The following is a 19,388-nucleotide window of genomic DNA, read 5'->3' as shown; positions in this document are numbered from 1 at the left end:
AGAGGTGAATGGTGTCACCTCGGATGGGTCTTTCCGGAAGCGGGGTCCGACCGAACGCGGGACCGGCGAAAACGCCGCGGGCGCCCGCCGCGGACCTTAGGGGGCCGCCCGGCAAAGGATCAGGGGAGCGCCGGGGGCGCGCCGGTGTCCATGCCGGGCATCGACTCCCTACGCTGGGCGCGTGACACTGATCGCGACCCAGTCGCTCACCAAGACGTACGGAGGTCGGGTCACCGCGTTGGCCGACCTCACCGTCGCCGTCGAGCCCGGGATCATCGGCCTGGTGGGCGCGAACGGCGCCGGCAAGTCCACCTTGATCAAGATCCTGCTCGGCCTGATCGCACCAACCAGCGGTCAGGTCTCGGTGCTGGGCATCGACCCGACCGCGGACCCGGCGGCCGTCCGAAACCGGGTCGGTTACATGCCCGAGCACGACTGCCTCCCACCGGACCTGTCCGCCGCCGAGCTGGTCACCCACCTCGGCCGGATGAGCGGCCTGCCCCGCACCGCGGCCCGCGAGCGGGCCTCGGAGGCGCTGCGGCACGTGGGTCTCTACGAGGAGCGCTACCGGCCGGTCGGTGGCTACTCGACCGGCATGAAGCAGCGCGTCAAGCTGGCCCAGGCGCTCGTGCACGACCCCGACCTGCTGTTGCTCGACGAACCGACGAACGGTCTGGACCCGGCCGGCCGCGACGCCATGCTGGCCCTGGTGCACCGGATCGGCACCGAGTTCGGCATCTCCGTCCTGGTCTGCTCGCATCTGCTCGGCGAGGTCGAGCGGATCTGCGACACCCTGATCGCCATCGACGGTGGCCGGCTGCTGCGGGCCGACAACATCTCCGCGATGACCTCGGCGACCGACGTGCTCGCCGTCGAGGTGAGCGAGGGGACCGAGGAACTCGCCGCCCGGCTGGCCGAGTTGAAGCTGCCGGTCGCGCGGGACGGGCGACTGCTCCTCGTCGAACTCGCCGACGACGGCACCTACGACCTGATCCTCGGCGCCGTCGCCGACCTCGACCTGCCACTGCACCGACTGGACCAGCGCCGGCACCGGGTGGCCGAACTCTTCGCCACGAGGGAGCTCACTCATGCCTGAGCCGTCCACCACCAGCGCCCGGCAGACGCCGACCGGAGTCATCCACGACATCGGCTACCAGCGCTACGAGGGCCCGAGGCTGGGCCGTCGGCAGGTCTTCGGCGCGCTCTACCTGCACGGTCTGCGTACCGCGTTCGGGTTCGGGCGCAGCGCCAAGGCCAAGATCTTCCCGTGGCTGGTGGTCGGCATCGTCACCCTGGTCGCGGTGGCCCTGGCCGCCATCCGCAGCCAGATCGGCGAGCCGGTCGCCACGTACGCCCAGTTCGCCGACTCGATGAGCTGGCTGGTCATCTTCTTCGTCGCGGTCGTCGCCCCGGAGCTGGTCTCCCGCGATCTGCGCAGCGGTGTGCTGCCGCTGTACTTCTCCCGGCCGCTGCCGCGCAGCGACTACGCGTTGGCCAAGCTGCTGGCGCTGGCCACCGCGCTCTGGCTGCTGCTCGGCGGGCCGCAGCTGTTGATGTTCCTGGGCGCCGCGTTCACCACCAAGCAGGGCATGCGCGGGGTGTGGAACGAACTGCTCGACCTGCTGCCCGGGCTGCTCTACGCCGGCCTGTGGGCGGTGGTCTTCGCCTCGGTCGGCCTGCTGGTCGCGTCGCTGACCGGCAAGCGTGCCTTCGCCGCCGGCGGTGTGGTCGCGGTCTTCCTGATGACCACCCCGATCGTGGGTGTGCTGAGCATCCTGCCGTCGCGCGCCGCCAACGAACTGGCCGGGCTCGCGTCTCCCTCCACGCTGGTGCAGGGGGTGGGCATCTGGTCGCTCGGTGACCTGCTTGTCGAAGGTGACCAGGGCGGCCCGTCCATCGGCGGGTTCGGCCCGGTCTACGCCCTGGCCGCGGTGCTGCTGGTCGCCGGCGCGACCGCTCTGCTGCTGGCCCGCTACCGGAAGGTCGCCTCCTGATGAGCACGCTGAGCCTGACCGGGGTGTCCCGGTGGTACGGCAACGTGGTCGCTGTCAACGACATCAGCATGGCCCTGGGGCCGGGCGTGACCGGGCTGCTCGGCCCGAACGGCGCCGGCAAGACCACGCTGCTGCACATGATGGCCGGGTTCCTCGCCCCGTCGCGCGGCACTGTCACCCTCGACGACGAGCCGACCTGGCGCAACCCCGACGTCTACCGACGGTTGGGGCTGGTCAGCGAACGGGAGGCGGTGCAGGGCTTCCTGACCGCGTACGAGTTCGTGCTGGCCAGCGCGAAGCTGCACCGACTGCCCGACCCGGCGGCTGCGGCCCGACGGGCGATCGATCTGGTGGAGCTGGAATCGGCGCAGGACCGCCGGATCGGCACGTACTCCAAGGGCATGCGCCAGCGCGCCCGGGTGGCCGCCGCGCTCGTGCACGACCCGCAGGTGCTGCTGCTCGACGAGCCGTTCAACGGCATGGACCCGCGCCAGCGGCTGCACATGATGCAGCTGCTGCACACCCTGGGCGACGCTGGCCGGACGATCCTGTTCAGCTCGCACATCCTGGAGGAGGTCGAGCAGGTCTCCGGAACGGTGCAGGTGATGGTGGCCGGCCGGTTGGCCGCCTCCGGCGACTTCCGGACCATCCGTCGGTTGATGACCAACCGCCCGCACGTCTTCGCGGTGCGCTCCACCGACGATCGGGCGTTGGCCGTCGCGCTGATCGCCGAGGCGTCGGTGAGCGGCGTCGAGTTGGAGCCGACCGGCCTGACCGTGCGGGCCGGTGACTACGGCGCGTTCACCCGGGCGCTACCCCGGATCGCCCTGAGCAGGGGCATCCGGGTGCGGCAACTGGTGCCGTCCGACGAATCCCTGGAGAGCGTCTTCTCCTACCTGGTGGAGGCATAGATGTCCACGGTTACCTGGATCACCGCGCGCGGGTTGTTCGGCCGACGTCGGTTCCTGCTGCTGTTGCCGCTGCCGTTGGTGCTGCTCGGCCTGGCCGTGCTCTGTCGGTCGCTGGGGGTGGACCCGCGCGAGTGGGGGCCGCCGGTGCTCGTCGGTCTCGGGCTCGCCGTGGTGCTGCCGGTGGTCGCGCTGATCATCGGCACGGGCGTGCTGGGCGCCGAGATCGACGACGGCACCGTGGTGCACATCCTGACCAAGCCGCTGCCGCGGTGGCAGATCGTGCTGCCCAAGCTCGCGGTGGCCGCCGGGGTCACCGCGGTCACCGTGGCGGTGCCGCTCTACGTCGCGGGCGTGCTCGCCAGTTCGGTACGCCTCGGTCTGGCGCTGGCAGCCGCGGCGGCGCTCGGCGCGCTGGCGTACTCGGCGTTCTTCCTCGCGCTCAGCCTGGTCACCAGGCGGCCGGTGCTCCTCGGCCTGGTCTACGTGCTGATCTGGGAGGGCCTGCTGGGCAACTTCGTCAGCGGCACCAAGGTGCTCTCCATCCAGCAGTACGTGATCGCCCTCGCCGACCGGATCGCCCCCACCGGGCTGCTGGAGGCCAGCGTGTCGGTGTCGGTGGCGTCGGTGATGACCGCGCTGGTCAGCATCGGCTTCACAGTGCTCGCCATCGACCGCCTGCGCTCGTTCAGCGTGGCCGGCGAGACGAGCTGACAGCGGTGTTAGGGCATGTGTCAAAGCCCCTGGCCGGCCTGCGGCGGGCCCGTGGAGATTGGCCCGGATACAACACCGGTATCCGGGCCAGTCTCCGCCTTGCCGGATCGCCGCCTGGACTCCGCCTCGGCTCGACCGAGGCTTTGACACACGCCCCAGCCGCTGTTCCGGCCAGCCCCCGCGCGGCGGTAGGGCTGGCCGGATGGACCGGTCGGGCCCGCTCGGGTCAGGCTGACGGGCGTGAGCGTCGAAGCGGAGCGGACGTCGTTGGCTGAGCCGTACTCCCGGAGCAGCCGGCCGTGGCTGACCAGCCTGGCCGTCGCCGGGCTGGCCTGTGCCACGGTCGCCACGGCGGCCCAGGGCAGCGGCCAGTTCCACTGGTGGGCCGTGTTCATCCTGATTCCGGCCGCGTTGATCGCGGCCAGTGGTGGGCCGTTGCTGGCCCGCGGGGGCGGCCGGGCCTTCGCCGGGTACGTGCTGGCCTGTGTCGGCACGATCGTCTTCGCGGTCGGCGCGCTGCTGATGTTCGGCGTGATGGGGCGCGGCTGGCCACTGCTGGTGGTGCTGCCCTGCCTGGCCGTAGCCGGCACCTACGGCTGGCGGGCGGCTCACCCACTGGCCCGCGGCCTGCACCGGGCGGTGGCCCTGCTCGCGCTGACCGGCGCGCTGCTCGGCCTGACCCTGCAACTGATCCGGGTGGATCTGATCCACCTCAAGACCGGCTGGTGGGGCGCCTTCCTGATGCTGGCCGGGGCGATAGTGCTGGGCAACGCGGGGGAGCTGACCCGGCACCGGATGCCGTACCGACTCCAGGCGATCACCCTGCTGGTGGGGCCCGCCGTGGTCGCGTTCCTGCTCGGGCTGCGGTTCCTGCGCGGCTGGTGACCCGGGTCCGCCGCCGCCCGTCCGGGCGGCGGCGGACCCGGGTCAGAAGGCGCAGGCGATGACCAGCTCCGGGGCACGGTCCGGGAGCAGGTCGAGCTTGCCGATCCGGCCCGCCGCCCGTAGGTCGTCGGCGACCAGGGTGAGCTGCTCCAGCAGCGCCGCCGGACCGAGCGCCTCGGCCAACGGCACCTCCGCCTTCATCGACAGCTTCCGCTCCGACTTGGCCCGTCGCACCTGGCTCAACGCGTCACCGGCGAGCCGCAGCAGCGCCGGATCTCCCGACCCCTCGATCGTCCGGGCCACCTCGTGGGTGGTGGGCCAGGGCGCCCGGTGCACCGAGCCGTAACGCCACCACGACCAGACCTCCTCGGTCACGTACGGCAGCACCGGGGCGAACAACCGCAGTTGCACCGACAGCGCCGAGGCCAACGCTGCCCGTGCCGAGTCGGCCGCCGCGCCGGTGCCGTAGGCGCGCTCCTTGACCAGCTCGATGTAGTCGTCGCAGAACCGCCAGAAGAACGCCTCGGTCACCTGCAACGCCGCCGTGTGGTCGTACGAGTCGAAGGCGGCGCCCGCGGCGGTGACCACGGTGGCCAGCTCGGCGAGCATGGCCCGGTCCAGTGGTGTGGTCGTCGGTGCGCGCAGGGCGTCCGCCGCGCCCAGCCCGAGCGCGAACTTGGACGCGTTGAGCAGCTTGGTGGCCAGTCGCCGGCCCACCTTGATCTGCGCCGGGTCGAACGCCAGGTCCATGCCGGGCTTGCCGCTGGCCGCCCAGTAGCGCACCGCGTCCGAGCCGTGCTGCTCCAACAGGGCCAGCGGGGTCACCACGTTCCCCTTGGACTTCGCCATCTTCTTGTGGTCGGGGTCGAGGATCCAGCCCGAGAGCACGGTGTCCCGCCAGGGCAGCACCCCGTGTTCGAAGTGGGAGCGGACCACACTGTCGAAGAGCCAGGTCCGGATGATCTCCTGCCCCTGCGGGCGGAGGTCCATTGGGAAGACCCGGGCGAACAGGTCCGGGTCGGTCTCCCAGCCACCGACGATCTGCGGGGTCAGCGACGACGTGGCCCAGGTGTCCAGCACGTCCGGGTCGCCGATGAAGCCGCCCGGCTGGCCGCGCTGCGACTCGTCGTAACCCGGTGCCGGGTCGCTGGACGGATCGACCGGCAGCGCGGACTCGTCCGGCGTGAGAGGGTGGGACCAGTCCGGCTCGCCAACGTCGTCGAGCCGGTACCACACCGGCACCGGCACCCCGAAGAAGCGTTGGCGGCTGACCAGCCAGTCCCCGGTCAGGCCGCCCACCCAGTTGTCGTAGCGGTGTTTCATGTGCGCCGGCACCCAGTGCAGCTGTTCGCCGCGACCCAGCAGGGTGGCGCGCAGCGCCTCGTCCCGGCCGCCGTTGCGCAGATACCACTGTCGGGTCGAGACGATCTCCAGTGGCCGGTCACCGCGTTCGTAGAACTTGACCGGGTGCGTGACCGGGCGCGGCTCGCCGATCAGGTCACCGGCGTCGGCCAGCATCCCGACGATCTCCCGGCGGGCACCGTTGACGGTCTGCCCGGCCAGCGCCGCGTACGGCTGTGGTGGCACGCCGTCCGGCGGCTCGGGGAGCAGCCGACCGTCCCGGCCGATCACCACCCGGGTGGCCAGCCCCAGCTCACGCCACCAGGTGACGTCGGTCAGGTCACCGAAGGTGCAGACCATCGCGATGCCGGTGCCCTTGCCGGGTTCGGCGAGTGGATGGGCGTACACCGGCACCTCGACGTCGAACAGCGGGCTGCGCACCGTGCCGCCCACCAGGTCGGCGTACCGCTCGTCGTCGGGGTGGCAGACCAGCGCCACGCAGGCCGGCAACAGCTCGGGCCGGGTGGTGTCGATGAGCACCTCACGCCCGTCGGCCGTGGCGAACCGCAGCCGGTGGTAGGCGCCGGGGCGCTCCCGGTCCTCCAGCTCCGCCTGGGCGACAGCGGTGGCGAAGCCGACGTCCCAGAGCGTCGGCGCCTCCGACTGGTACGCCTCGCCGCGGCGCAGGTTGCGCAGGAACGCCCGTTGGCTGGTGGTGCGGGCGATCCGGCCGATCGTCGTGTACGTCAGGGACCAGTCCACCGAGAGCCCCAGCCGCCGCCACAGCGCCTCGAAGGCCTGCTCGTCGGTGACCGTCAGCCGCTCGCACAGCTCGATGAAGTTGCGCCGGGAGATCGGGGTGGGGTCGCGGCGGGCCGCGTCGTCGACCGGGGCCGCCGGTGGCCGCCACACCGGGTCGTACGGCAGCGCCGGGTCGGGCCGCACCCCGTACACGTTCTGCGCCCGACGCTCGGTGGGCAGGCCGTTGTCGTCCCAGCCCATTGGGTAGAAGACGGCCTTGCCGCGCATCCGCTGGTAGCGCGCCGAGGTGTCGGTGTGCGTGTACGAGAAGACGTGCCCCATGTGCAACTCGCCCGATACGGTCGGCGGCGGGGTGTCGATGGCGTACACGTCCTTGCGCTCCTTCGAGCGGTCGAACGCGTACGTGCCTTCCTCCTGCCAGCGGCGCGCCCAGCTCTCCTCGAGCCCGTCCAGGGTCGGACGCTCGGGAACGCCGGCGCGGGCCGTCCTCGCCGTGTCGGTCATCCTGCGATCGTAGGCATCCGCCGGGTGCGGGGCGACGTAGTTGCGGCCGAACACACCGGCGGCGGGCCGTCGACGCCGGCCCTAGATCAGCGAGTCGCGCCACTGGCGGTGCAGGGCGGCGTACCGGCCGTCGGCCTCGGCCAGCACGGCGGGTGGGCCGTCCTCGACGACAGTCCCGCCATCGATGACGAGCACCCGGTCGGCGGTTTCCACTGTGGAGAGACGGTGGGCGATCACCAGTGCGGTCCGGTCGCGCAGGATGGTGCCGAGTGCCCGCTGCACCAGACGTTCCGTCGGCACGTCCAGCGACGACGTGGCCTCGTCCAGGATGAGCACGCTCGGGTCGGCCAGGAACGCGCGGGCGAACGCGACGAGCTGCCGCTGCCCGGCGGAGAGCCGCCCGCCTCGTCGGTGCACCTGCGTGGCGTACCCGTCGGGTAGCGCGGCGATGAAGTCGTGCGCGCCGATCGCGCGCGCGGCGGCCTGCACGGCGGCGTCGTCGGCCCCCGGGCGACCGAACCGGATGTTCTCCGCGACGGTGCCGCTGAACAGGTGGTTCTCCTGCGTCACCAGCACCACCGCCCGGCGCAGGTCGGCGTCGCGTACGTCGCGCAGGTCGACCCCGTCCAACGTGACGGTGCCGGTGTCGGGGTCGTGGAACCGGGCGACCAGCTTGGCGATCGTCGACTTGCCGGCCCCGGTGGGCCCGATCAGCGCCACGGTCTGTCCGGCCGGCACCGTCAGCTCCAGCCGGCGGAGGATCGGGGTGTCGGTCCGGTAGCCGAAGCTGACCGCCCGGAAGGTCAGCTGGCCACGGCCGGTTCCGGTCGGCAGTGGTGTGGGCCGGGCTGGTTCGGCGACGGCCGGTCGTTCGTCGAGCACCCCGGCCAGCTTCTCCAAAGCGGCGGTGGCCGACTGCAACGAGTTGTAGAACTGGCTCAGCTCCTGCATCGGCTCGAAGAAGCGGCGCAGGTAGAGCAGAAACGCGGCGAGCACACCGATCTCGGTCTGCCCGCCGAGCACCCGCCACCCGCCGTAGCAGAGCACCACGGCCACCGTGACGTTGCCGATCAGCTTGATCGCTGGCGAGTACGTGGCGATCAGCCGGAACGCGTGCAGGCTGGTCCGTCGGTAGTCGTCGCCGAGCGCCACGAAGATCCGTTGGTTGCGGGGTTCCCGGCGGAACGCCTGCACCGCCCGGATGCCGCGCATCGACTCGACGAAGTGCACGATGACCAGCGCGACCGCGTCCCGGGTCCGCCGGTACGCGCTGGCTGACGACCGGGCGAACCAGCGGGAGAGCGAGAAGAGGAACGGAAAGGCGAACAGCGTCACGGCCGCCAGCGGCAGGTCCAGCCAGAGCAGGATGGCGGCCACCGACAGGATCGACAGTCCGGCCAGCACCAGGCTGTCGATCCCACCGTCGACCAGTTCGGCGATCGAGTCCAGGTCGCTGGTGAGCCGGGAGACCATCCGGCCGGACGTGTACCGCTCGTGGAAGCCCACCGACAGTTGCAGGAAGTGCCCGAACACCCGTTGGCGCAGGTCGAGCAGGACGGCCTGGCCGATCCGGGCGGACAGGGCGAGGAAGCCGCGGCGGGCCGCGTACTCGGTCACCGAGGCCACCGCGAACCCCCCGGCGACGGCGATCAGCGGCCCCGGGTCGCCGGCGCGCAACGGCGGGATGGCCCCGTCGATGCCGATCATGACCAGGTACGGGCCGGCCATCGCGGCGGCGTTCTGGGCCAGCAGCAGGGCGACCGCCGCGGCGAGTCGCTTCCGGTGCCCGCGGAGCAGGTCGCCCAGCAGGCTGCGACTGAGCCGGCGCAGCCGGGCCACCGCCTCGGGGCTGGTCTCCTCCGCTCGACTGCGGTCGGCCTCCGGGTCGGTGGCGGTTCCGCGCCAGCGGGTGAGCTCGGGCTCCTCCTCCGGAGGTGGGTCGGCCTGCCGGGGCACGCTCACGAACGCACCAACCCCCACCCGTCCGAAGGGGACGGGCTGGGCCCGCCCGCCCCGGCCGGTGGGGGGTGCCCGGCGGGCGGCTCGGCGGCGAGCAGCGCCCGGTACGCCGGGACGGTGGCCAGCAGGTCGGAGTGTGTGCCGGTCGCGGTGATCCGCCCGTCCTCCAGCAGAGCGACCCGGTCGGCCAGCGCGATCGTCGACGGCCGGTGCACCACCAGCAGCGCGGTGCTGTCGCGCAGGACCCGGCGGAGCGCCGCCTCGACCAGGGCCTCCGTGTGCACGTCGAGGGCGGAGAGCGGGTCGTCCAGCACCAGTACCGCCGGTCGGCCGAGCACGGCCCGGGCCAACGCGAGCCGTTGCCGTTGCCCGCCGGAGAGGGACAGCCCCTGCTCGCCCACCCGGGTGGCCAACCCCCAGGGCAGGTCGTACGCGAAGTCGGCCTGGGCCAGCGCGAGGGCCGCGCGGACCTCGTCGTCGCCGGCGTCCGGGCGGCCCAGGGTGAGGTTCTCGCGCACCGACATGGAGAAGAGCGTGGGTTCCTCGAACGCCACCCCGACCAGCCGGCGCAGCGAGGCGAGCCGCAGGTCGCGCAGGTCATGGCCGTCCACTGTGATCCGCCCGGCGGTCACCTCGTGCAGCCGGGGCACCAGGGAGAGCAGTGTGCTCTTGCCGCAGCCGGTGGCGCCGACCAGGGCCAGTGTCTCGCCCGGCTCGATGCTCAGGTCGATCTCCCGCAGCACCGGCGTGCTGGCACCCGGATAGCTGAACGCGACGCGCTCGAAGCGCAGCCGGCCGTGCACCGCGTCGCGGGGCAGAGCGACAGCACCGGGGGAGTCCACGATCTCCGGTGGGGTGTCCAGCACCTCCTGGATCCGGTCGGCGGCGGTGGCCGCCTCCTGACCGTTGGCGATGATCCAACCCAGTGACTGCACCGGCCAGATGAGCATCAGTTGCAGGCTGACGAACGCGACCAGTTCGCCGATGGTGAGCGCGCCGTGCGCGGCGGCGGCCGCCCCCGCCGCCAGCACCACGCCCAGGGTCACGTTGGGCACCAGGTCGAGCAGCGCCGACGTGTTGGCCAGCAGCCGCCCCTTGCCGACCCCGGTGTCGTGCAGCCGCCGGGCCGCGCCGGCGAAGCGGGCGGCCATTTCGGGCCCCCGCCCGTACGCCTTCATGGTGCGCAGACCCTGTGCGGTCTCCTCGACCAGCGTCGCCACGTCGCCCTGCAGGTCCTGCATCCGGCGGGACGCGGCGTGGTAGTGCCGCCCGAACCGGCGACTGATCAGCAGCAGCGGCACCGCGCTGGCCGCGACCAGCACCCCGAGCACCGGATGCAGGGTGATCAGCAGCACCACCACGACCACGTACGTGGTCAGGTTGAGCACCAGGAAGAACACGCCGAAGGAGAGGAACCGGCGGATCACCGACAGGTCGCTGGTGATCCGGGAGAGCAGCTGGCCGGACTGCCAGCGGTCGTGGAAACTCGTCGGCAGCCGTTGCAGATGGGCGTAGACGTCGGCGCGCAGCGCCGCCTCCATGCCCACCGCCGAGGACGACTGCACCCACCGGCGGATGAAGATGAGCACCGCCTCGACGACACCCAGCAGCAGCGCCAGGCCGCCGAGCTGGAGCAGCCCGGTCGGTTCGTGTCGGGCCACCGGCCCGTCCACGACCCGCTGCACGACCAGCGGTACGGCGATCCCGGCGGCGGTGCCGGCGAGCCCCGCGACGAGCAGCCAGGCGAACTCGGCGGCGTACGGGCGCAGGTAGCGGCGTAGCCGCCAGAGGTTGTGCGCGGGGCGGGTTCCCGCGGCGGCCCGGGTGGCCGGGTCGCCGTCGCTCTCCACAGGCACTACCAGACGGTAGCGTCTAACAGGTGTCGATGGTTCTGTCAGCTTGCCGTCAAGCGGCGCTCATGACCGAGAAGCCACTTCTTCACCTCCAGCCCCCAGCGGTAACCGCCGAGCGTGCCGTCGGTGCGAAGAACCCGGTGACAGGGCACGAAGAGGGCTGCCGCGTTCCGGGCGCAGGCGGCCGCGGCGGCCCGCACCGCCGGTGGCCGACCGGCCAGCGCGGCGTACCCGGTGTAGGTGACCGGGGTGCCCGGCGGCACCTCGCGCAGCACCTGCCAGGCGTGCGCCATGAACTCGCCGCCGGTGCGTTGCTGGACCGGCACCGCGTCGATGGCGGCGAGGTCACCGTCCAGGTAGGAGGTGACCGCCGCGCTGACCGGCCCGAGGTCGGCGCGCTCCCGCAGTGGTGCCCGCAGGGTCGGGTGGACCAGGGGCAGCAGTGTCGCCGGGTCCGGGGTGAAGCCGGCCGCGCGTACGTCACCGTCGGGGCCGGCGAGGATGCTCAGTGGGCCGGCCGGTGTGCGCAGTACGGTGCTGTCGATGGTCATGCCGCTCTCCAGAGTCTGATCGTGGCGTAGGACCGCCAGGGACGCCATCGCTGGGCGTACCGGTCGAGGGTTGTCGGGGTGTCGGGCAGGCCGAGCGCGGCGGCGCCGCGCCGGACCGCGAGGTCGGAACTGAGCAGGATGTCCGGGTCGCCGAAGGCGCGCATGGCCAGGTAGTTGGCGGTCCACGGGCCGATGCCCGGGAGCGCGAGCAGTCCCCGGACGGCCTCCCCCCGATCCACCCCAGGTGCAAGATCGACGGACCCGTCCACCACCGCCCGGGCCAACCCCCGCAAGGACTCCCGCCGCCCCACCGGCATCCCGAACGCCGAATCCGGCAGGCCCAAAAGTTCCTCCGCGCCCAGGAACCCCCGCAGCCCGTTCTGTTCCGGCCCACCCCGCTGATCATGAAGGTGTTGTCCCGACACGCCGTCGTCGGTGGCAACAACTTCATGATCAACGCGGGCGTGGGCGGCGGTCAGCAGGCGGGTGAGGGTTGTTCTCGCGGAGGTGATCGAGACCTGTTGGTTGATGATGGCGCGGACGGCCATCTCGAAGCCGTCGACCGACCGGGGAACGCGGATGCCGGGCTCTGCGGCGACCGCCGGGGCCAGCGCCGGGTCGGCGGCCAGCGTGGCGTCGATGGCCACCGGATCCGCGTCCAGGTCGAGCAGCCGGCGGCAGCGGGCCACAGCGGGCGCCAGGTCGCGCAGGTCGGTCAGCCGCAACGTCGCCGCCACGTGCCCGTCCGCCGGGGTCAGCGCCACCTGGCCGGTGCCGTGTGGCAACCGCAGACCCCGGTGGTACGTCCCGTCGCGGACCTCCTCCACACCGGGCAACGCCCGCACCGCGAGGAAGTCCAGCAGCGCCCGGGCGTGCAGCGGCGGGCGGTACGCCAGCCGGAGCGTGATCGTCCCCGCCCCGACCGCCGCCCGCTGGCGACCACGGGCCGTGCGCAGGTCGGACGGGGCGCTCGCGTACACCTCGCGGAGCGTGTCGTTGAACTGCCGCACGCTGCCGAAGCCCGCGGCGAACGCGATCTCGGCCATCCCGAGGTCGGTCGTCTCGATGAGGATCCGGGCGGTCTGGGCCCGCTGCGCCCGGGCCAGCGCGAGCGGCCCGGCACCCATCTCGGCGCTCAACATCCGGTGCAGGTGCCGTTCGGTGTAGCCCAGCCGGGAGGCCAACCCCGGCACGCCGTCCCGGTCGATCACCCCGTCCGCGATCAGGCGCATCGCCCGGCCGACCACGTCGGCGCGGACGTCCCACTGCGGCGAGCCGGGTGCGGCGTCCGGCCGGCAGCGGCGGCAGGCGCGCAGCCCGGCACCCTGCGCGGCGGCGGCGGACGGGAAGAACCGGACGTTCTGCCGCTTGGGCGTGATCGCCGGGCAGGACGGCCGGCAGTAGATGCCGGTGGACGTCACACCGGTGTAGAACCAGCCGTCGAACCGCTGGTCACGGCTGTCCACAGCCCGGTAACACCGCTCGAAGTCCAGCTCCATGTCACCGATGATGCCCCGCTCGACCGGTCATCGGCTGGCGGGAATCGGACCTGGGCGTGCCGGTGCGAAGCGGCCGGGTCAACGGGGGCGTCGACGACGCCGGTGTGGTTGACCAGACCCGCCGGGCTGACCGGATCGGCCGGGCTGGGCGGCGCGGTCCGCCTGGGCAGAGCGGCTGGACTGGCCGGCGCGGTTGGTCTGCGCGGCGCGGTTGGGCTGGCCGGTCAGCAGGGCCGGTCGGAACACGCCGTCCGGGTCGTACCGCTTCCACAGCCGCCGGACCCGGGCCCCGGTCTCACCCGGGTAGATCCGGGCGAACGCGGCCGGGTCCGGCCGGCTCTCGAAGTTGACGTACGCACCGTCGGCGCGCGCTCCGACCGCCCGCCAGGCGGCGTTCAACGCGGCGTCGGCCTGCGGCGGAAACACCGACGCCACGATCAGGGTGTCCTGGTGGCGATGCGGGTACGCGGTCGCGTCGGAGGCGACGTCGTTGACCGCCCCGCCCAACGAGCGGAGTTGGACCACCGCCCGCCCCGGCCCGGTCACCGCTCGTGTCACGGCCCGCGCCCCGGCGTCGTCCAGCGCGGTGAACAGCCCGTTGGTGGTGGTGCCACGCTGCTGCCCGACGTTGGGGTTGAGGTGCGCGGTCGGCACCAGCGTCGGGTAGGGCAGCAGGTCGGTCCGGTGTTCGAGCACCTTGCCGATGGCGAGCAGCGGCTCCACCGCCGGTCGGGCCCGGCGCAGGCTCTCGGCGGCGACCACGGCGGTGATGGACATGAGCACCGATCGGCCCTCCGCGAACACCACGGCGGCGGCGGACAACTCCCGGGGCGCCTGCGCGAGATAGCTCGTCCACTCCCGGACCGTGCGACCGTCCGGATGCGCCTCGACGACCAGCTGCGCGACACCGACGTTGCGCTGCTCGGCCGCCTCGATCTCGAAGGCCACCACGATCCCCGCGCCGGCTCCGGCCCCTCGGACCAGCCAGAACAGCTCCGGCTCGTGGTCGGCGTCCGCGCGTACCAGCGTCCCGTCCGCCAGCACCACCTCGACGGCGCGGACCCGGTCGACGGTCAGGCCGTGCGCACGGACCAGCCAGCCGACACCACCGCCGGTGGCCAGGCCGCCGACCCCGACGCCGCCGTAGTCGCCCGAACTGATCACCAGGCCGTACGGGGCCAGCGCCTTCGCGACGTTCGCCCAGCGGGCACCGGCCTCGACCCGGACCAGCCCGGCCCGCTCGTCGATCACCTGAACCCGGTTGAGCATGGACAGGTCGATGACCATCCCACCGTTGTTCGACGAGGCTCCGGAGAGGCCGTGCCCGCCGCTGCGGACCGCGATGGGCAGCCGCTGCTCGCGGGCGTAGCGGAGCGCGTCGACCACCTGGGCGGTGGTCTTCGGCAGCAGGACGGCGGCCGGCGACGCCGACCTGGTGTACGTCGAGCGCAGGTTGGCGTACCGGCGGTCGCCGGGCGTGACGATCTGCCCTCGGAGGGAGTCGGGCACCCGGGCCATGGCGGTGCTCATCGGTGCCCCCGCGGCGCGCGCCTCGGGTGTCCGGGATCGGTCATGGCCCAAGAATGAGCGGGCACGTCGGCGGCGACAAATCTGGTGCGCCGGTGCCCACTGGTCGCCGCGCCGCACGACGCTCGCCGGTGCGGGAGAGTGGCGCGCGAAGGTGACCGGAATCTCCGACCGACTGCTCGTCTCCGGCTCGCGGCGGCCAATGACGGGCCAACCGGCTCCTCGCCTCCGCGTCGGGGCGGCCCGGCACCAGCGTGGCCGGCGGTGACGGTGGGACGGCCGGTCCGGCCGGCGGTAACCGCCGACCGGACCGGTAGTGCTCAGGACAACGGGGTCGGCGAAGCCGTCGGCCGGCCCGGTACACCGGGCGGGCCCAGCGGACTCGACGGGCTCGGGGAAGCGGTCGGTCCGCCCGGCTTGCCCGGCACTCCTGGCGGAGTCAACGGGCTCGGCGAGACAGTCGGCCGGCCCGGCACACCGGGCGGGCCCACCGGGCTGGCCAGCCCGCCACCGGGGCTGGGCTCGACCGAGGGCACCGCGGTGGGCGCGGACGGGGTGGGTGCCGACGGGCTGGGGACGGCCGCCGGACCGGCCGGGCTGGGCACGGCCGGGGGCGGTTCGTCCGAGCCGGTCGCGGCCACGGCGAGCGGAGTGGCGATCAGGATCGCCGCCAGGGTGCTCACCGCCCCCACCGTCACCGTGGCGCGGCGTCGGTTGCGCACCCGCCGTTCCGCTCGGCTCAACTGGTCATGCACGATCGGTGCCTCCTCGGCCAGGTCGGTGAGGGTGGAGCGGATGAGGTGCTCGAAGGGGTCCGTCATCGCCGTACCTCCAGCATGTCGACGTCCGGCAGCAGTTCCCGCAGTCGCTGCACCGCTCGATGGGTACGGCTGCGCACGGTGCCCACCGAGCAGCCGAGCAACTCGGCCACCCGGGCTTCGGGCAGGTCCTCGTAGTAGCGCAGGACCACCACCGCCCGCTGCGTCGGTGGCAGGTGACGCAGCGCGGCACGCATCGCCAACCGCACGTCGGAGCCGCCGCTGGGGTCACCGCCGACCGGTTCGTCCGCCGGGTTGAGCGGGGTCTCCCGCCGCCGTCGAAACCGCCGCCACCAGCTGATCTGCTCGCGGTACATCACCACCCGCAGATAGCCCTCCGGATCGGCGTGTCGAATGCTGCCCCACTTGGGGATGGCTCGCGCCAACGCCGACTGGAACAGGTCCTCGGCGGCGTTGCGGTCCCCCGTCAACAGGTACGCGACCCGCATCAGCGCCGGAGTCCGGCTGCCGACGAATTCGGCCAGCCGCGCGCGCTCGTCCTCGTCCACCCACCACCCCGTTTCGTTGTCACAGATACAGACGTCCCAGGTCATCGTCGCTATCCACGATCGGTGGGGTTTTTCGGCCCGAAAGTGTCGGGCGCGCCGGGTAACGTCCGGCCACCAACTGAAGAAGGGGTGCGGCGAATGACGAGCGTGGCGGGTTGGACGACGGCGTCGACACCGGGTGCGTTCCCGCCGCTGCCCCGCGCGGTGGCGCAGTCCTTCTACCGCCGGATGCGGGCCGTCGCGCCGGCCGCCGTCGGTGCCATCGAACGGGACCGGACGGGCGATCCCGAGCAGAGCTTCCCCGACACCGCGTGCGGCCGGTTGGTGGGCTCGCTGGACGACGCCGGCCTGCGGGCGCTCGGGATGTGGACGCACCACTGGTGCATGCGTTTCTACGACGACGACACGAGGGTCGGTCGGCGGTTGATCCGCGAGCTCGCCGCGCGGCCGGGGCTGGGCTGGACGGCCGACGAGGTGCGGTGGATGCTGCGCGAGTCGGCTTCGGCCGGACCGGCCGCCGCCGACCGGTTCACCCTGCCCCGGGCCGCCGCCGGGCAACTGCCGCCGGCCGACCGTCCCGCCCTGGGGCAGTGGCCCGACGTTGAGGTGCCCCGGCAACGGCGTCCCGACCAGTCTGGTTGATCATGGTGGTTGGCGGGGGCCGCGACTGTCGGACACCCCGCCACCACCATGATCGCCACGGGTAAAGGTCGGGCCCCGCACCGGATCGCAACGGGCGGGAGGCCGGCTGCGGCAGGATGGACGCCGCACCGCCCGCAACGGAAGGACGCCCAGATGCCCGCCAGCGAACCGACCATCATCGCCACCAGCATGGGCTTCCTCCGGGGCGACCGTGGGCCCTACGACCTGCGTCCCGGCCCGGTCTTCGAGCTGGCGGCCGAGTTGGCCGAGGCCGGTTCGCGGCCGCGAATCTGTTACCTCGGGCAGGCCGTCGGTGACCAGCCCACCTCGCTGACCGGCGTCTACGGGGCGTTCGCCGACACCCGGTTCCAGCCGTCGCACCTCGCGCTGTTCCCGATGCCGAACGTCGAGGACGTCCGCGCCCACCTGCTCGCCCAGGACGTGATCTGGGTCGGTGGCGGCAGCGTCGCCAACCTGGTCGCGGTGTGGCGGGTGCACGGGCTCGACGAGATCCTGCACGAGTGCTGGCAGGCCGGCGTGGTGCTGGCCGGTGTCTCCGCCGGCTCGATCTGCTGGCATGTCGGCGGTGCCACCGACAGTTTCGGCCCCCGGCTGCGCGGCTTCACCGACGGCCTGGCCTGGCTCCCGTACGGCAACGGGGTGCACTACGACAGCGAGGGGCAGCGCCGCCCGCTCATGCACGAACTGGTCGGCGACGGCACGCTCCCCACCAGTCACTGCACCGACGACGGCGTCGGCCTGGTCTACCGGGGCACCCGGCTGGTCGAGGCAGTCGCGGACCGCGAGGGCGTCTCGGCGTACGAGGTCAGCCGGGGCGCGGACGGCAGCGTGCGGGAGGCGGTCATCGCCCCTCGCCTGCTCGGCTGAGCGTCACGCCTCGCTGAGCGTCACGCCTGCTCGGCCGGGCGTGACGCCTCTTCGGCGGGCTGTCGGCGGCGGAGCACCGCGTCGAAGACCTGGGCCAGCTCGGCGGCGTCCTCACCGGCGTGGTGCGTGTGCGGCACGTCGTGCAGGCCCAGCTCGTGCTTGATCGTGCCTTTGCGGGTCTGGACCCAATCGCTGCCGGTCAACCCCATCCAGTAGCTGCGCAGATCGACACCGGAGCCGGTCGCGCCGAACGGGCTGTGCCCGACGAAGCGGACGAAGTACCAGTGCACGAACATGCCGTCCCAGACGGCCGGGGCGGCCAGGAAGACCGGACGGCCGACCCGGCGCAGCCCGTTGACCCAGGCCGCAGCGGCGGACATCGCCTCCTGTGCGGTGGGCGCCTCCCGCAGCAGACGTTCCCGGTCCAGGCCGGAGACGGCCAGCGCCGCCGGGACGAACTCGTCGGAGATGGGACGCAGCTCGGTGTAGAAGGTCAGGTCCGGGCGGCCGGCCACGGCCATGCCCAGCGAGATCATGCTGTACGGCCCGGGGATCGGCCCGTCCGCCTCCACATCGACGGCGATGTACAGCTCAGGCAACGTCGAGGCCATCTCACCTCCAGCAGTGGGAGATCGAACCGGCAGGGTAGCAACGCGTCAGGGGCCCGGCGGACCCGAACATCGACCACCTGCCCAGCGCCGAATCGGAGCCGCCTGGACCGGCCCGGCCGGGACCGGCGTAAGCTGGCCCGTCGTGAGTCTCACCATCGGCATCGTCGGCCTGCCCAACGTCGGCAAGAGCACGCTTTTCAACGCGTTGACCAAGAACGACGTGCTGGCGGCGAACTACCCGTTCGCCACCATCGAGCCCAACGTCGGCGTGGTCGGGCTCCCCGACGAGCGGCTGAGCAAGCTGGCCGAGATCTTCTCCTCGCAGAAGGTGCTGCCGGCGCCGGTGTCGTTCGTCGACATCGCCGGCCTGGTCCGTGGCGCATCGAAGGGGCAGGGCCGGGGGAATGCCTTCCTGGCCAACATCCGGGACGCCTCGGCGATCTGCCAGGTCGTCCGGGCCTTCTCCGACCCGAACGTGGTGCACGTCGACGGTAAGGTCTCCCCGGCCGACGACATCGAGACGATCAACACCGAGCTGATCCTCGCCGACCTGCAGACCCTGGACAAGGCGCTGCCCCGGTTGGAGAAGGAGGCCAAGCTCCGCAAGGACCGGGCCGCCGCCGTCGCCGCCGCGAAGGCCGCGATCGAGGTGCTCGACGGTGGCACCACCCTCTACTCCGGGGCAGCCGCCGCCAAGATCGAGCTGGAGCACCTGCGCGAGCTGCACCTGCTCACCACCAAGCCCTTCCTGTACGTCTTCAACGTCGACGAGGCCGAGCTGGCCAACGAGACGTTCCTCGACGAGCTGCGCGCCCTGGTCGCCCCCGCCGAGGCCATCTTCATGGACGCCAAGATCGAGTCCGAGCTGGTGGACCTGCCTGAGGAGGAGGCCCGCGAACTGCTGGAGTCGATCGGGCAGAACGAGCCCGGCCTCAACCAGCTCGTCCGGGTCGGCTTCCGCACCCTCGGCCTCCAGACGTACCTCACGGCCGGGCCCAAGGAGGCGCGCGCCTGGACCGTCCCGATCGGCGCCACCGCGCCGGAGGCCGCGGGCGTCATCCACAGCGACTTCCAGCGCGGCTTCATCAAGGCCGAGGTGGTCTCGTACCAGGACCTGGTCGAGCACGGTTCGATGGCGGCGGCCAAGGCGGCGGGCAAGGTCCGCATCGAGGGCAAGGAGTACGTCATGCAGGACGGCGACGTGGTGGAGTTCCGCTTCAACGTCTGACGTGCATGATCGACTCGGCTTCATTGACGTCGCGGTGTCCCTCCGACCTGGATAGCGCGGTTTTCAGGAAGATGAGTGGATCATGGCCATGCTGACCGCGATGCCGAGCACATAGACGGGCTGGCGGACGCCCCACCGGCTCCGCAGGGTCTCTGCACGCTGTCATGGGGCAGTCGATGCCCACGAACGGCGGTA

At 72.4% G+C, this 19,388-nt stretch carries 17 protein-coding genes; 8 read left to right on the top strand and 9 right to left on the bottom strand.

All coding sequences use genetic code 11. The annotated features are described in order from the left end of the window. Positions 1–181: 181 nt before the first annotated feature. From QSK15_RS14365 to QSK15_RS14345, 5 genes are all read left to right on the top strand, one after another. Positions 182–1,096 carry an ABC transporter ATP-binding protein gene (locus QSK15_RS14365; protein WP_279520042.1) on the top strand — a complete coding sequence of 305 codons (915 nt, stop codon included), beginning with the start codon at positions 182–184 and terminating at the stop codon, positions 1,094–1,096. Next, positions 1,089–1,994: an ABC transporter permease gene (locus QSK15_RS14360; RefSeq protein ID WP_285794697.1), complete on the top strand. Its 906-nt coding sequence runs from the start codon at positions 1,089–1,091 to the stop codon at positions 1,992–1,994. Before QSK15_RS14365 ends, QSK15_RS14360 begins: the two co-directional genes overlap by 8 nt. Next, positions 1,994–2,905, top strand: a complete 912-nt coding sequence (locus tag QSK15_RS14355) for an ABC transporter ATP-binding protein (protein WP_285794696.1) — start codon at positions 1,994–1,996, stop codon at positions 2,903–2,905. The genes QSK15_RS14360 and QSK15_RS14355 overlap by 1 nt, the downstream gene beginning before the upstream one ends. Then, on the top strand, positions 2,906–3,616 hold the full coding sequence (locus tag QSK15_RS14350) for an ABC transporter permease (protein ID WP_285794695.1): 711 nt from the start codon (positions 2,906–2,908) through the stop codon (positions 3,614–3,616). 240 nt (positions 3,617–3,856) lie between these two features. Further along, on the top strand, positions 3,857–4,501 hold the full coding sequence (locus tag QSK15_RS14345; protein ID WP_285794694.1) for a hypothetical protein: 645 nt from the start codon (positions 3,857–3,859) through the stop codon (positions 4,499–4,501). A 42-nt stretch (positions 4,502–4,543) separates the two neighbouring features. Here QSK15_RS14345 and valS read toward each other — a convergent pair whose 3' ends face one another. From valS to QSK15_RS14305, 8 genes are all read right to left on the bottom strand, one after another. Continuing rightward, a complete protein-coding gene (gene valS / locus QSK15_RS14340) occupies positions 4,544–7,108 on the bottom strand; it encodes a valine--tRNA ligase (protein ID WP_285794693.1) in 2,565 nt (854 codons plus the stop codon). Positions 7,109–7,189: 81 nt separating this feature from the next. Then, positions 7,190–9,070, bottom strand: coding sequence for an ABC transporter ATP-binding protein (locus QSK15_RS14335; RefSeq protein ID WP_285794692.1), 1,881 nt, complete (start codon positions 9,068–9,070; stop codon positions 7,190–7,192). After that, positions 9,067–10,923, bottom strand: coding sequence for an ABC transporter ATP-binding protein (locus tag QSK15_RS14330; protein WP_377634648.1), 1,857 nt, complete (start codon positions 10,921–10,923; stop codon positions 9,067–9,069). The genes QSK15_RS14335 and QSK15_RS14330 overlap by 4 nt, the downstream gene beginning before the upstream one ends. A gap of 38 nt (positions 10,924–10,961) precedes the next feature. Continuing rightward, complete coding sequence (locus QSK15_RS14325; protein ID WP_285794691.1) at positions 10,962–11,471, bottom strand: methylated-DNA--[protein]-cysteine S-methyltransferase; 510 nt, start codon at positions 11,469–11,471, stop codon at positions 10,962–10,964. Beyond that, positions 11,468–12,970 carry a DNA-3-methyladenine glycosylase 2 family protein gene (locus QSK15_RS14320; RefSeq protein WP_285794690.1) on the bottom strand — a complete coding sequence of 501 codons (1,503 nt, stop codon included), beginning with the start codon at positions 12,968–12,970 and terminating at the stop codon, positions 11,468–11,470. The genes QSK15_RS14325 and QSK15_RS14320 overlap by 4 nt, the downstream gene beginning before the upstream one ends. Before the next feature lie 78 nt (positions 12,971–13,048). Beyond that, positions 13,049–14,500 carry an FAD-binding oxidoreductase gene (locus QSK15_RS14315; RefSeq protein WP_285794689.1) on the bottom strand — a complete coding sequence of 484 codons (1,452 nt, stop codon included), beginning with the start codon at positions 14,498–14,500 and terminating at the stop codon, positions 13,049–13,051. A 317-nt stretch (positions 14,501–14,817) separates the two neighbouring features. Beyond that, positions 14,818–15,318 (bottom strand): hypothetical protein, encoded by a 501-nt coding sequence (locus QSK15_RS14310; RefSeq protein WP_285794688.1) that lies wholly within the window; start codon positions 15,316–15,318, stop codon positions 14,818–14,820. After that, positions 15,315–15,824, bottom strand: a complete 510-nt coding sequence (locus tag QSK15_RS14305; protein ID WP_285794687.1) for a SigE family RNA polymerase sigma factor — start codon at positions 15,822–15,824, stop codon at positions 15,315–15,317. The genes QSK15_RS14310 and QSK15_RS14305 overlap by 4 nt, the downstream gene beginning before the upstream one ends. 138 nt (positions 15,825–15,962) lie before the next feature. On the opposite strand from QSK15_RS14305, the gene QSK15_RS14300 reads away from it, so the two are divergent. Both QSK15_RS14300 and QSK15_RS14295 read left to right on the top strand, forming a co-directional pair. Next, entirely contained in the window at positions 15,963–16,466 is a 504-nt protein-coding gene (locus tag QSK15_RS14300; RefSeq protein WP_285794686.1) for a hypothetical protein, read from the top strand. Positions 16,467–16,619: 153 nt separating this feature from the next. Then, the gene (locus QSK15_RS14295; RefSeq protein ID WP_285794685.1) at positions 16,620–17,354 is read left to right on the top strand and encodes a Type 1 glutamine amidotransferase-like domain-containing protein; all 735 of its coding nucleotides are present in this window, start codon (positions 16,620–16,622) and stop codon (positions 17,352–17,354) included. A gap of 20 nt (positions 17,355–17,374) precedes the next feature. Here QSK15_RS14295 and QSK15_RS14290 read toward each other — a convergent pair whose 3' ends face one another. Next, the gene (locus tag QSK15_RS14290) at positions 17,375–17,965 is read right to left on the bottom strand and encodes an exonuclease (protein WP_285794684.1); all 591 of its coding nucleotides are present in this window, start codon (positions 17,963–17,965) and stop codon (positions 17,375–17,377) included. A gap of 142 nt (positions 17,966–18,107) precedes the next feature. Between QSK15_RS14290 and ychF the strand changes: the two genes are divergently transcribed. Further along, positions 18,108–19,193 (top strand): redox-regulated ATPase YchF, encoded by a 1,086-nt coding sequence (ychF, locus tag QSK15_RS14285; RefSeq protein WP_279520053.1) that lies wholly within the window; start codon positions 18,108–18,110, stop codon positions 19,191–19,193. The last annotated feature ends 195 nt before the right edge of the window (positions 19,194–19,388 follow it).

Source organism: Micromonospora sp. NBRC 107095, from assembly GCF_030269705.1.
GTDB classification, from domain to species: Bacteria; Actinomycetota; Actinomycetes; order Mycobacteriales; family Micromonosporaceae; genus Micromonospora; species Micromonospora parva.
Note: the sequence above shows the minus strand (reverse complement) of the source record. Positions and strands in the feature narration are given on the sequence as shown.